Here is a 12,546-nt window from a genome sequence, read left to right as displayed (position 1 = left end):
GGCCAGCCTACTCAAGCGGATGGGCCGGAGCCGCCGACGGCTCCGGCCCATCCCGATGGCGTCGTCAGTGCGCGCCCGCTCCGGTGAGAGAACGCACCTCCAGCTCCGCGTACTTCTCCTCGTCGTGCTCCCGGGACACGAGGGTGCCGATCCAGCCGCAGAGGAAGCCGAACGGGATCGAGATGATGCCCGGGTTGGACAGCGGGAACCAGTGCCAGTCGTGGTCCGGGAACATGGCCGTCGGCGCCCCGGACACCACCGGGGAGAAGAAGACCAGCACCACGGCGGCGAGCAGACCACCGTAGATCGCCCAGACCGCGCCGGAGGTGTTGAACCGCCGCCAGAACAGGCTGTAGAGGATCGCCGGCAGGTTGCCCGAGGCGGCCACCGCGAAGGCCAGCGCCACCAGGAAGGCCACGTTCAGACTCTGCGCGAAGATCGACAGGACGATCGAGATCGCGCCGATCACCAGCGCGGAGATCCGGGCGACGTTCACCTCCTGCCGCTCGGACGCCTGGCCGTCCTTGATCACGTTGGCGTAGAAGTCGTGCGCCAGGCTGGACGACGAGGCGAGGGTGAGCCCGGCGACCACGGCCAGGATGGTGGCGAACGCGACCGCCGCGATGATCGCCAGCAGGGTCGCGCCGCCCAGGTCGCCGCCGAGGAACTTGATGCCCAGCGCCTCGGCCAACTGCGGCGCCGCCGTGTTGCCGGCCTTGTCCTGCGCGGTGATCGCCTGGCTGCCGACAAGCGCCGCCGCACCGAAGCCCAGCGCCAGGGTGAGCAGGTAGAAGGTGCCGATGATGCCGATCGCCCAGAGCACGCTCTTGCGGGCCGCCTTCGCGGTCGGCACCGTGTAGAAGCGGATCAGGATGTGCGGCAGGCCGGCCGTGCCGAGCACCAGGGCGATGCCGAGCGAGAGCAGGTCCATCTTGCTGTAGAAGGTCTTCAGCGCGTCGCCGCTCTCCACGCCGTAACGTAGCCCGGGCTCCAGGAAGTTGTCTCCCTTGCCGGAGGCGTTCGCCGCGTCGCCGAGCAGCGTGGAGAGGTTGAACTTGTAGTGCGCCAGCACGAGCAGGGTCATCACGATGGCGCCGCTCATGAGCAGGAACGCCTTGACGATCTGCACGTACGTGGTGCCCTTCATGCCGCCCACGGTGACGTAGATGATCATCAGGGCGCCGACCAGGATGATGGTGGCGACCTTCGCGGTGTCGGCGTCCATGCCGAGGAAGGTGGTGCCCGGCTTGATGCCGAGCAGCAGCGCGACCAGCGCGCCCGCGCCGACCATCTGGGCCAGCAGATAGAAGATCGACACCGTGATGGTGGAGACCGACGCCGCCGTCCGCACCGGCCGCTGCCGCATCCGGAACGCCAGCACGTCGGCCATCGTGTACCGGCCGGAGTTGCGCAGCAGCTCGGCGACGAGCAGCAGCGCCACCAGCCAGGCGACCAGGAAGCCGATCGAGTAGAGGAAGCCGTCGTAGCCGTAGAGCGCGATGAGGCCGGCGATGCCGAGGAACGACGCGGCCGACATGTAGTCGCCGCCGATCGCCATGCCGTTCTGGAAGCCGGAGAAGGAGCGGCCGCCGGCGTAGAAGTCGGTCGCGGTCTTCGTCTGCCGGCTGGCCCAGACGGTGATGGCCAGCGTGATCGCCACGAAGATCAGGAAGAGCGTGATGGTGAGGTTCCGGGCCGTGGTGCTGCCCGCCTCAGCCGCGAGGACCGTGCTCATGGGTCACCTCCCCGAGCTCGGCGCGGATCCGGTCGGCGACCGGGTCGATCCGCCGGTCGGCGAACCGCGCGTAGAGCCACGCGATGACGAACGTCGAGACGAACTGGAGCAGGCCGAAGACCAGGGCGACGTTGATGTTCCCGAAGAGCTTCGTGCCCATGAAGCCCCGCGCGTACGCGGAGAGGATGACGTAGAGCGCGTACCACAGGAAGAACGCGACGGTCATCGGGAAGACGAAGCCGCGCAGCGCGCGCCGCAACCCGGCGAACTCGTCCGACCGCTGTACGGCGAGATACCGCTCCGCCGCGGATTCGGCCGGTGCGGACGCGGGTGTGTCCGTGGACATCTGTGGATCACCACCTTCGCAGGCGTGGGGGAGTTTCGCGCACGGTAGAGAGCACGCTCCCAGCCCGGGAAGGCCCAGATCGACGCCGGTCACCCGCTGCGCCGAACGGTCGCCCCCCTGCGCCGAGTGACCCAGGTCACTCCGCTCACCGGCTGTCGCCTCATCGTGCCGCTAGATCGACTCCTGGCCCCGCCTCGATCAACTCCACCTCGGCGATCCGGCGGTCTCCCGGCGCCCGGACCCCGCCACGTCGCCGATCCTGCGGCGTCCCCGACCTCTGGACCGCGCCAGGTCGCCGATCCGGGGCCGGCCTCCGGGCACCTGCCAGATCGCCGAGGTGGCGGTGTCCCGGGCGTCGGATACCGCCGGGTCGCCGAGCCGGCAGCCGGTCAGCCCAGCTCGTGGTAGCGGCCCCGGTAGTGGAGCAGCGGCGAGGTCTCCTCGGCCAGCTCGACCGTCTCGATGGTGGCCTCGACCAGCAGGCCCCAGCCGTACTCCCGGGCGGTGTCGAGCTGGCAGCCGGCCCACCCGCCCGCGTCCGCCGGCACTGGCCCGTACGGGGTGTCGAGCCAGGAACCGATGGCGAAGAGTCCGCCGGGGGACGGGAAGAGGCCGGCGAAGCGGTCGGCGAGCTGCCGGTGCGGCGGGCCCAGCGGCGCGACTGCGAACCGCCCTGCCGCCTCGACGGCGGCCCACAGGTCCGACTCCGGGTCGATCAGCCCGAGCAGCCGGTCCGGTTCACCCTCGGCGACCAGGGTGGACGAGACGGTCAGCCCGGCCGGCCCGGGCGCCGTCCAGAGGGTGACCGGGGCGGCCAGCCGACCCCGCAACCGGCGTGCCGGGGAACGCTGCCCGCCCGGCGTCGCGAACGGGTCGGTGTGGTGGATCTCGGCACCCGGCTCAGGATTCACGTGAAACATTGTGCCGCCCCGGGCCCGGGCCCAGCCGAGGAAGCGGTCGTGCAGGTCGGCCGGGCGGTCGTGACCGTTCAACCGGGCGAGCTGCTCGCCGGCCTCGACCATCAGCCCGCCCAGGTAGACCAGCGGCGCCGTCCGGTTCACCCCCCACGCCTGGCGCCCTGATCGCCGCTCTCCCCACCGGCCGTCCGGACTGACGGCCCCAAGGTCACGCTCAATCCAGGAACCAGTGGCCTCGATCGGCGAGCGAGACCACTACATCCTCGATAAAGCGCGATCTTGGGGAGGCGGAGGTGGCCCACCCCGCCTATCGTGCGGGGCATGTCGTTCGTGACGCCGCAGCAGCTCGCCAAGACCCGTACGGTCGGCGCCGACGCGGTCCTCCGGGGCGAGGTCGACCTGCGGGCCTACCCGTACCGGCACCTCGCTCTGATCGCGCGCCCGGCTTTCCTGGCGAGCGGGCTCACCCAGCTCATGGAGGCGGTCGAGCACCTGTCGGCGTACGGCTGGGAGCTGGTCAGCATCGCCCCGGTCACCAGCAACCACACCCTCTGCGCCGTCCTGCGCCGCACCCCGCCCGCCCAGTGACGCGGCGGGGTCAGCGGCGGGGCGTGACCGCCGCCAGCAACTCCGGTTGGCGGCGGTCCAGCACGTCCCCGGCCAGGTAGGAGCCGAGCAGCGCGGCACCCACCCCGTAGGCCAGGCCGACGGGCAGGGCCAGCCAGAGCCAGAGGTCGCCGAGCAGCGCCGCGGCCACCACCATCGGCACCGCCGCGGCCGCCGAGGCGATCATGGACAGCAGGGTGAGGAGGCTCTTCGCCACCCCGGCACCGGTGTTCATGGCGAACGGGTTGCTCGTCTCCGGCAGTGCGTACGCGCCCAGCACCGAGACGAATCCGTTGATCGCGAGCCCGCTGCCGTACGCGGCGAACAGCGCGCCGGCCATCACGCCCAGCCAACCGGGGTGCCGTAGCAGCGCGGCGAGGATGACCGCGACCGCCACGAGCAGCGGCACCACGTAGATCGCGAACGCGGTCATCCGGGCGCGCAGCTCCAGCCGCCCCGGCACGCCAGCCACCACGTTGGCCGCGTACGCGCTGCCGTCGAAGCCGAACTGGTTGGCCACGGTTACCGACGCGAGCACGCCGACGAAGACCAGCGAGAGGCTGACCAGCACCGGCGACGAGTTCGCGGTCACCTCGCCGAACGCCTCGCCGCCCTCCACGGCGAGCCGGGCGCCGCCCACGTTGACCATCACCGGCACGAAGATGCCGACCACCGCGATGGTGATCAGGTTGGCCCGCCGCCGGGCGTCCCGCCACCAGTAGCGGCACTCCCGGGCGACCAGTGCGCCGAAGCGGTCCCGCCGGCTCCAGCCGACCGCCCGCGGGAAGAGTTGGGCGACGGCCCCGCCGAGTGCGCCGCGCCGGTCCCGGGACGGCCCGGCGCTCACCGCGCCCACCATCGCGGACTCCAGCGAGCGGGACCACCAGAGCAGCAGCGCGCCGACGGCCAGCGCGGTGATCAGCAGCTTCAACCCGGCGGCCCAGGCCCGTCCCTCGGCCACGTCGATCCCGGCGGTCCACGGCGCCCCGAACGGCGTCCAGCCGACGATCCGGGCCGCGCCGGTCAGCTGGTCCCAGTCGGCCCGGCGGACGGCGGCGAGCACCGCGATCTGCAGCGGCCCGAGCAGGGCCGCCAGCACCGCGAGCAGGACGGCGGCCAGGTCGCGTACCCGGCGGGAACGCAGCATGGTGGCGAACGCGCTGGTCACCGCGCGGGCGGCGGCCACGCAGAGCAGCAGGCCAGCGAGCACGCCGACCAGCCCGACCAGGGCGGCCAGCCAGCCGCCCAGCGCGCCGGCGGTGACCACCAGCCCGGCCACCGCGATCAGCGTCGCCAGCACCGGGACGCTGACCAGCGCGGCCGCGAACAGGCCGGTGACCAGGGCCCGCCGGGAGAGCGGGAGCAGCGCGAACCGGGCCGGGTCCAGGGTCTCGTCTACGCCGAAGAAGGCCAGCGGCAGCAGCAGCCAGCCGAGCATCAGCAGCCCGCCGCCGAAGGCCGCGATCATGAGCGCGTACCGGGGCTCGCCGGCCAGGCCGGGCGCGGCCAGGAGGAAGAAGCCACCGACGGCGAACCACAGGCCGAACAGAAGGCCCACCACGAAGAGCGCGATCCGCCAACCCTGGCCGCGGAAGTTGTTGCCCAGCACCCGCAGCTTGAGCCGGACGAAGTGCCGGGCGGAGACCTTCCGGACCGGCTCGGCGGGTGCGGTCACCGGGACAGCCACGACAGCTCCTCGCCGGTCGCGGTCCGGCCGCCGACCACCGCCACGAAGACCTCCTCCAGAGACCGGTCACCGCGTACCTGGTCGAGCGTGCCGACGCGCTTGATCCGCCCGTCGGCGAGGATCGCCACGTGCGAGCAGAGCCGCTCGACGGTCTCCATGACGTGGCTGGAGAAGACCACCGTGCCGCCGCCGGTCACGTACCGGTGCAGGATGTCCCGGATCAGCGCCGCGGAGACCGGGTCGACCGCCTCGAACGGCTCGTCCAGCACCAGCAGCCGGGGGCCGTGCAGCAGCGCGCAGGCCAGGCCGATCTTCTTCTTCATGCCCGCCGAGTAGTCGACCACCAGGGTGCGGCCGGCGTCGTTGAGCGCCAGCACGTCTAGCAACTCCGCCGCCCGCTGGTCGACCACCGCCGGGTCCATACCGCGCAGCAGACCGTGGTACGCCAGCAGCTCGGCGCCGCTGAGCCGGTCGAAGAGGCGTACCCCGTCGGGCATCACGCCGAGCAGCCCCTTGGCGCGCACCGGGTCGGCCCAGACGTCGTACCCGAGCACCCGGGCCTGGCCGGCGTCGGGCCGCAGCAGGCCGACGGCCATGGACAGGGTGGTGGTCTTGCCGGCCCCGTTCGGGCCGAGCAGCCCGTAGAACGAGCCGGCCGGCACGTCCAGGTCGACCCCCGCGACCGCGACCTTGGTGTCGAACCGCTTGGCCAGGCCACGAAGGGACAACGCGGGGTGCTGATCGCTCATGAATCCGACCGTATCCGGCGGGGGCGAGCCGCCGCTCCGGCCGGAGGATGATTCCGCGTCATCCCCCAGCCGTACGCGGTGAGCTCAGGTCGGCGGCGTCTTGACCGGGCACGGGCCGGTGCCGGCCGCGGTGCGGCAGGTGATCGGCGCCGACACGCTCGACCAGCAGAGGTGCTCCCCGTTGATCTTGTTCATCGGCTGGAAGTAGGCGCTGTACGTGGTCACCTGGTGGTTGATGGGCGACAGCCGGGCCGCGCCGCCCCGCTGGGTCACGCTCGCCCGGCCGTCGGCGTCGGTGGTGGCGTAGAACATTGCCTCGCTGTGTGCGTTGTTTGGGCCCACCACCATCACCGCCAGCTTGACGGTGACCCCGGCGACCGGCCTGCCGTCCCGGGTCAGCCGCGCGCTGACCGTGAGCGGGGCGGCCACGTCATCGACCTCGACCGGCGACACCTGGAGCACGGTGTCGGCGCAGCCCTCGGCGCAGCCACCCAGCGGACCGACGAGGCCGCCGGCGAGCACCAGGGCCAGCAGCCCGGTGCCGCGCCGGCGTCCCGTGGTCGGCATGCCGGTCAGCACGCGCCGCCGTCGCCGGTGTTCTCCTGCTTGGGCGCGTGCTCGCCGTCGAACGGCCAGGCGGCGTACGCCAGCAGGTCGAAGATGTAGTCGTCCACGTCGTCTCCCGGGTCGAGCATGGTCACCACGCTCGGCCGGCCACCGGGCACAGTCACCCCGTTGCGGGACTTTTCCGCCAGGCCGGGCCAGATCGCCAGGACGATCTCGGCCAGCGGGATACCCCAGGTGCTGACCTCGACCGTCACCTTGCTGGGCTGTTGCAGATCGTAGCGATGGTAGTAGACGCCGTCGTACAACCCGACCAGCTTGAGGTCCTGCTTGAAGAAGTCCGGTCCGACGATCTTGTCGATGCGGAGCAGCAGGTCGATGTCGAGGTCGAGGTGGACGCCGGCCATCGACATGGTCGCCTGACCGAACGTGCCGTCGAAGGCCAGGAACAGGTAGCCCAGCTCGCGGGGCAGCCCGAACGGCAGGTCGGTGCGGACGTTACCGGGCCGCAGCGTCGCCGCCTGGATGTCGGTGAGGGTGAAGGTGATGTCGCTGATCCAGCTCTCCCGCACCTCGGCGTGTCCGGCGAACAACCCGCGGACCAGGCCGAAGCAGTTGAAGAACTCCAGGTCCATGTCCTTCCTCGGCACCAGGAGGTGCAGGTTGCCGACCATCTGCAGTTCGTCGGTCTGCGGTACGGAGGTGATGGTGACGACCTGGGTCTCCGGCGCGAGTTCCACGGTGGTCCGGTGGCCGAGGTTGGTGATGTGCAGTTCGAGATCGTCGGGCCCGGCCTCGAAGTCGTCGGTCTTCTTCACCAGATTCGCCTCGACCTCGACGTCGATGTCGAGGGTGTCCCGCCCGTCGTTCGCCATGTAGTCCACCGTGGGCAGGTTGTCTCCCTCGGCGTTGCCGAATCCGCGGGCGCTGAATGTCATGTCGGTGGGCACGTCGCGCAGCCGCACCTGGCCGGTGGCCGGTTCGTTGCGGAAGGTGCCCGTGGCCTTGATGGACAGGTTGTCGATGACCGTCGAGTTCTTGACCCGCACCGAGGTGGGCGAGCCGACCTTGCCGCTCACCGCCAGGCCACCGGGGATCGGGTCCAGGTGGGCCAGCGCCCGGGTCGAGTCGAAGATCGGCACCTGGTCGGCCTGGGCGTGCACGTCCAGGATGCCGGCCGAGGCGACGTCCGAGTCGTACTTGATGCTGAGCGTGTCGGTGAGGGCGATCGGGCCGAGGGTGAAGTTGATCCCGGACGGCAGGTCGGTCAGGGTCGCCTCGGCCCTGATCCGGGCCGGCGGCGACGGTACGAAGACCGAGTCGTCGACGTACAGGGTCAACTTGTTCGACCGGGGTTGGTAGCCGGCGAACGAGTAGCTCCGGGTGGTCGGGTCGACGGTCACCCGGGTGGGCAGCCCCGAGACGTTGATGATCCCGGTCAACCCGAAGCACTTCCCGTCCACGCAGAACGGGCCCTGGTTGGCGCAGCCCGGCCCGACGGCGCAGGCCCGGTCCACCACCGAGGCACCGTTGGCGTAGCGCGGCGCCCCGAGCCCGTCCAGCGCGGCCACCTTGCCGAGCCAGAACTGCGTCTCCACGTCCAGCGTCGCGTCGGCGGTGTAGTTGATCACCCCGCCGTTCGAGCTGAAGGTGACGGTGCCCGGAATCGGACCGAGCCGGCCGAGGGCCCCCAGCCGGACGTCCTGCGCGCCGCCCGCGGCCAGCCGTACGTCGCCGTCCAGCGCGATGGTCTGCCGTTGCGCGTGGTAGCTGGCGGTGACCGACGAAGCGGAGTGGCCGAACTCGGCGTCCCGCAGCCCGGTGATCGACGCGCTGCCGTCGAGGTTGCCGTTGACCTCGTCGTAGTGGGTGGCCAGGTGCGACCCGGTGGGTGCCAGGGCGCCGGCATGGTTGGTCACCGCGAACGCCGCGCTGCCCAGCGAGCTGCCCTCGGCGGCCCGGAAGGCGTACGTGCCGTTGCCCCAGTCCGCGTCGAACCGGGCCGGCACGCCGCGGACGTCGGCGAACGCCGACCAGGTCCGGCCCCCGTACGGCACGTGGGCCAGGAACGAGATCGCCGAGATCGGCGCCGACATGGTGGTCTCGGCGTGCCGGGCCGGCAGGTCGACCAGCGCGTCCACGGTGGCCGGCACCCCGGTCACCGAGGCGGTCAGGTAACCCGTGCTGGCGTTGGTCACGGTGAGCCCGACCGAGTCCACCGCGGCGGAGTTGCGGACCGCTACCGTGGTCCGGTCACCGACCGTGCCGTTGATGTGCATCGTGGCCGGCAGCCGGCCGATGGTGGCCCGGCCGCGTACCACCGGGAAGGTCTGGTTGGTGGTGGTCACGTCGGCGTCGAAGCGCAGGCTGCCCAGCGGCGCCGAAGCGGCGTACCGGAAGTCGATTGAGCCGCCGGTGACGTCGACCGGGCCGACCGTCATGTCCAGCTCGGCCGGCAACCCGGAAAGGCTGGCCAGGGCCCGCACGTCGGGCAGGGCGTCGACCAGCCCGGCCAGGCGCAGGTACGCCTGCAACGGCGCGGCCGGCGGCCGGTAGCCGGTGAACACCACCGTCCGCGCCCGGGTGTCCACGGCCAGGTTGCTTGGCAGTCCGGGTAGCCGGACCGTGCCGACGAGCCCGAGGCACCGGCCGAACACCGTGCAGAAGACGCTCTCGTCCTTGGCGCAGCCGTTGCCGGTGTCGCAGCCGTTGCCGACCAGGGCCACCCCGTTGTCGAACAGTGGTGCGCCCAGCCCCGCCAGCGCGGCCACCTTGCCCACCCGTACCCCGATGGTCAGCCCGAGGTGACCGGTCGCGGTGTAGCTGAGCCGGCCGTCGGCGAAGGTGGACCGGATGGTGTTCGGCAGGCCGTCGACCCGGGCCACCGCGGCGAGCTGCGTGTCGTCCACGCCGTTCGCGGCGAGCAGCACGTCCGCGTCCACGAACACCGGGTCGCCGCCGGTGTCGGTGTCCAGCCGGAAGGTCTGTCCGCCGCCGTCCCGGGCGTACTCCACCCAGGACAGGTTGCGTACCGACACGCTGCCGTCCAGGTCGCCGGTGACCTGCCGGTAGTGCACGGCCAGGTGCAGCCCGGTCGGGGCGGTCTGGCCGGCGTGGTTGGTGACCGCGAGCCGGGCCCCGCCGAGCGGCCCGGACAGGCCCCGGAACCGGTAGGTGCCCTCGGCGAAGTCGGCGTCGAACCGGGCCGGCACGCCGGTCAGGTCGGCCATCGCCGTCCAGTCCCGGCCACCGGACGGCAACCGGACCACCGCCGCCAGGCTGGTCAGCGGGTCGGACTGGGTGCCGTCGAGGTGCCGGGCCGGCAGGTCCAGGAGGAAGTCCATGGTGGTGGCCAACCCGGCCGCGGCCGCCGACAGGTAGTGGTCCTGCTGCGGGCGCAACGTCTCCACGTGTGCCGGGCTGGCGAACACCTCCACCTTCTGCACCCGGCTGGTCGCCTCGTACCGCAGCCTGGGCCGGTCACCGAGGTCGTAGGAGAGGTTGATCCGCTCGGGCAGTTCGGTGACGGTGGCGAACAGGGTCGGCCCGGCGGAGGTGTTGGTGTACGCGGCGAACACCCGGTGGATCACCGAGCTGGTCTGGTACGCGACCGTACGCGCCGCGGTGTCCACGTCCAGCGTCGCGGTGGCCGGCAGGTTGGAGAGTTCCAGCCGGGCCTTGTGCAGCCCGTCCAGGTCGCCTGCGGCGACGAAGGGCTGCCCGCCCGGATCGAACGTGGTGGTCAGCCGGGGATGCCCGTCGTAGTAGGCGTCGACCTGCTTCATGCCGGTGACCCGGGCGGAGACGCCGAGCGCGGCGCCGTCGGTGACCAGTGTCGCGTGGTCGCTGTCGTACGGCGCGAACGCGCCGAGGTTGCGCGAGATGGCCACGGTGCCGGAGCCGAGCGGCTGGGCGCCGTTGAACGCCACGTGGCTGGCGCCGGTGTCGGCGGTGAGGGTTACCTCGGTGGGCAGCCGGCGCAGCGAGCCGCGGCCGACCAGCCCGCCGGCCTTGTCGTACACCGCGACGTCCAGGGCGGCGAGCTGGCTGCTCGCGGTGTAGTCGAGATCGACCCCGGTGTCGGTGTTCGCCAACGCCGCGTCGAACGAGGTGGGGATCGCCTCGGCGGTGGCCTGGACCGCGTTGACCAGGCCCGCGGGTTGGTAGCCGAAGTCGGCGAAGAGCACCCGGTCGATGCTGGCGGACGCCCGGTAGGCGAGGGTGGCCTTCCCGCCCGGTGGCCGGGTCAGCTCGACGGACACGCTGGTGGGCAGCTCGTCGACGACGAGCTGGGTGAACTCGTCGACGCCGTCGCGGTTGCTGAGCACCTGGACGTCCAGTTGGGTGGCCTTGTCGCTGGTCGAGTCCACCAGCACGTGCTGGTCGGTGGTGTCGCTGCCCGGATCGATCTGGGCCCGCGCCGAGAAGATCGACGGTACGGGGGAGAACCGAGCACTCGCCACCGTCGGCTGGTACGGGTTGCCCGCGCTGTCGTCGGTCACCGAGGCCAGCCCGGCGGTCACCGCGAGCGCGTCGCCGGCACCGCCCTGGAGCAGCCGGGCCTGGATGTCGTACACGCCGCGCAGCAGGGTCACCGGGTTGAACGTGAACAGCCCCAGCGTGCCGGTCGGCAGGGTGGTGCCGCGCCGCAGCCCGTCGAAGCCGACCGAGAGCCGGTGGTGGCCGGGGATGTCGTAGACGGCCCAGACGTGCGCCGGCAGCGGCTGGCCGGCCAGTTCGCTGGTGGGCAGTCGGAGCGCCAGCAGGGCGACGCCGACGTTGATCAGGTCGAGCAGGGCCTCGAGCTTGTCCGCCAGCTGCCTCTGGAGGTCCGCGATCAGGTCCTCCAACCGCAGCCGTTCGAGCAGCAGTTCGGGATGGAGGATGACCTGGAGCGGATCCTTGAGCAGTTCCAGGACGACGGCGAGGCGGTCCTGGGCGACGGTGAGGGCGGACTGCACCTCGAGGAGCTGGCGCACCGCGGCGACCACGTCGCCGGGCAGCGCCACCGGTAGCAGGTCGGCCAGCACATCCGGGGTGCCGTCACCGGTCACGTCCACGATCGCGGGTACGGCGAGCGGCAGGGTGAGCGAGCAGGACACCGTCTTGGTGGCCGACTCCGAGCAGATCCGGTAGGTGATGCGCGGAATGCCGTCGGGCAACTGCTCGAGCAGCGCCAGCGGGTCGACCGGCAGCGGCGGCGGGATGTTCCCGCTGGCGAGGGCCGCGATCAGCGCCTCCAGGGTGACCGGCTGCGCCGGGTCGACGAACTGCGCCGAGGAGACCTGGGGCTGGAGCTTGCGGGCGTCCAGGTCCGGGGTGCGGTCCGGGTGGAGCCGGCCGGCCCGGTCGAGCGTGGTGATGGCGTCCGCCGCGGTGGCGTCGACCAGTTCCTGGGCGGGATGCAGTGGCAGGGTGAGTGGCGCGGGCCGGACCGGCGGGTTCGGCACGACCGGGGCCCGGTCGATGGCGACCGTGCCGGCGGCCGGATCCACCGCGGGTAGCGGGGCGATCGGGGTCAGCGCGGCGGACGGCCCCCGGTCGACCTGCACCGAGCCGGGTGCCGGGTTCACCGGCGGCACCTGGTCGAGCTGCGGCATGATCGCCGTACGCGCCTGCGCGTTCGGGGCCGTGCCGTCCGGTGTCGTCGGATCGGGTTTCGCGCTTGCCGCGCCGGGATCCGGTGCCGCCCGAGTGGGCGCGGCCCGGACCGGATCCGGTACGGCGAGTTGGCCGGCCAACATGGCCAAGGTAGCGGCGGTGGTCAGGAACGTACGGCCGAACCGTGCGCGGCTGCGCATGACGACGCCTCCCCCGGATGGCGATGAATGCGGACAACCAGCCTCCCAAGGCATCGATAGATGTCCAACGATAAATCGGGTTTCGGACATTCCCGTCACGCTGGGCCAGGAAGCCTGGTACGGGCGGCGGACCGACGACCG

General features: G+C 71.9%; 8 protein-coding genes. 1 reads left to right on the top strand and 7 read right to left on the bottom strand.

All coding sequences use genetic code 11. The annotated features are described in order from the left end of the window. Positions 1-64: 64 nt before the first annotated feature. The 3 genes from FXF52_RS17365 to FXF52_RS17355 all read right to left on the bottom strand — a co-directional run bounded on the left by FXF52_RS17365 (position 65) and on the right by FXF52_RS17355 (position 3,103). Positions 65-1,735 carry a cation acetate symporter gene (locus FXF52_RS17365; protein ID WP_148797950.1) on the bottom strand — a complete coding sequence of 557 codons (1,671 nt, stop codon included), beginning with the start codon at positions 1,733-1,735 and terminating at the stop codon, positions 65-67. Beyond that, positions 1,713-2,081, bottom strand: a complete 369-nt coding sequence (locus tag FXF52_RS17360; protein ID WP_148797949.1) for a DUF485 domain-containing protein — start codon at positions 2,079-2,081, stop codon at positions 1,713-1,715. Before FXF52_RS17360 ends, FXF52_RS17365 begins: the two co-directional genes overlap by 23 nt. A 389-nt stretch (positions 2,082-2,470) precedes the next feature. Further along, entirely contained in the window at positions 2,471-3,103 is a 633-nt protein-coding gene (locus FXF52_RS17355) for a flavin reductase family protein (protein WP_148797983.1), read from the bottom strand. Positions 3,104-3,319: 216 nt separating this feature from the next. Between FXF52_RS17355 and FXF52_RS17350 the strand changes: the two genes are divergently transcribed. Next, complete coding sequence (locus FXF52_RS17350) at positions 3,320-3,586, top strand: hypothetical protein (protein ID WP_148797948.1); 267 nt, start codon at positions 3,320-3,322, stop codon at positions 3,584-3,586. 10 nt (positions 3,587-3,596) lie between these two features. Here FXF52_RS17350 and FXF52_RS17345 read toward each other — a convergent pair whose 3' ends face one another. The 4 genes from FXF52_RS17345 to FXF52_RS17330 form a co-directional block, all read right to left on the bottom strand. Next, positions 3,597-5,291 carry an ABC transporter permease gene (locus tag FXF52_RS17345; RefSeq protein ID WP_148797947.1) on the bottom strand — a complete coding sequence of 565 codons (1,695 nt, stop codon included), beginning with the start codon at positions 5,289-5,291 and terminating at the stop codon, positions 3,597-3,599. Beyond that, on the bottom strand, positions 5,276-6,040 hold the full coding sequence (locus FXF52_RS17340) for an ABC transporter ATP-binding protein (protein WP_148797946.1): 765 nt from the start codon (positions 6,038-6,040) through the stop codon (positions 5,276-5,278). Before FXF52_RS17340 ends, FXF52_RS17345 begins: the two co-directional genes overlap by 16 nt. 84 nt (positions 6,041-6,124) lie before the next feature. After that, positions 6,125-6,607 carry a DUF4198 domain-containing protein gene (locus tag FXF52_RS17335; protein ID WP_148797945.1) on the bottom strand — a complete coding sequence of 161 codons (483 nt, stop codon included), beginning with the start codon at positions 6,605-6,607 and terminating at the stop codon, positions 6,125-6,127. Positions 6,608-6,612: 5 nt separating this feature from the next. Continuing rightward, positions 6,613-12,405 carry a hypothetical protein gene (locus tag FXF52_RS17330; protein ID WP_148797944.1) on the bottom strand — a complete coding sequence of 1,931 codons (5,793 nt, stop codon included), beginning with the start codon at positions 12,403-12,405 and terminating at the stop codon, positions 6,613-6,615. Between the last annotated feature and the right edge of the window lie 141 nt (positions 12,406-12,546).

Source organism: Micromonospora sp. MP36 (assembly GCF_008119785.1).
GTDB lineage: Bacteria > Actinomycetota > Actinomycetes > Mycobacteriales > Micromonosporaceae > Micromonospora.
The sequence above is the reverse complement of the archived record's forward strand: the minus strand, read 5'-3'. Positions and strand labels throughout refer to the sequence as shown.

What these genes read in the sequence shown, in the direction of transcription:
- FXF52_RS17365 (WP_148797950.1), bottom strand. Translation starts at nt 1,735, where the DNA reads ATGAGCACGGTCCTCGCGGCTGAGGCGGGCAGCACCACGGCCCGGAAC.
- FXF52_RS17360 (WP_148797949.1), bottom strand. Translation starts at nt 2,081, where the DNA reads ATGTCCACGGACACACCCGCGTCCGCACCGGCCGAATCCGCGGCGGAG.
- FXF52_RS17355 (WP_148797983.1), bottom strand. Translation starts at nt 3,103, where the DNA reads ATGGTCGAGGCCGGCGAGCAGCTCGCCCGGTTGAACGGTCACGACCGC.
- FXF52_RS17350 (WP_148797948.1), top strand. Translation starts at nt 3,320, where the DNA reads ATGTCGTTCGTGACGCCGCAGCAGCTCGCCAAGACCCGTACGGTCGGC.
- FXF52_RS17340 (WP_148797946.1), bottom strand. Translation starts at nt 6,040, where the DNA reads ATGAGCGATCAGCACCCCGCGTTGTCCCTTCGTGGCCTGGCCAAGCGG.
- FXF52_RS17335 (WP_148797945.1), bottom strand. Translation starts at nt 6,607, where the DNA reads ATGCCGACCACGGGACGCCGGCGCGGCACCGGGCTGCTGGCCCTGGTG.
- FXF52_RS17330 (WP_148797944.1), bottom strand. Translation starts at nt 12,405, where the DNA reads ATGCGCAGCCGCGCACGGTTCGGCCGTACGTTCCTGACCACCGCCGCT.